We start from the raw sequence: 221 nt of genomic DNA, 5'->3' as shown, positions 1-221 counted from the left end.
CCTTGATCCGGTCGGCGAGGTCCTCGATCCGGGTGACGGGTTCGCCCGCCAAGGTCCATTCCGTCTGTGACGGCCGGTAGTCCGCCGTAGCGAGGAACAGGTCTCCGCCACCCACGATGACCAGCGGCCCGTCGATCGTGCCGTTGGCCGGCGGCTTCGGTGCGACCACGGCCGTGGTGAGCACCGAGGCGGGCCCGAGCTTGGCCAGGGCGGCATAGGCG

General features: G+C 71.0%; 1 protein-coding gene. It reads right to left on the bottom strand.

Going from position 1 to position 221, the window contains the following annotated elements; genetic code table 11:
* Positions 1-221: hypothetical protein (locus AB1471_RS18165; protein ID WP_367781108.1), on the bottom strand; the 221-nt coding region annotated here is incomplete at both ends.

It is taken from the genome of Jeotgalibacillus marinus (assembly GCF_040801915.1).
GTDB lineage: Bacteria > Bacillota > Bacilli > Bacillales > Jeotgalibacillaceae > Jeotgalibacillus > Jeotgalibacillus marinus.
The sequence above is the reverse complement of the archived record's forward strand: the minus strand, read 5'-3'. Positions and strand labels throughout refer to the sequence as shown.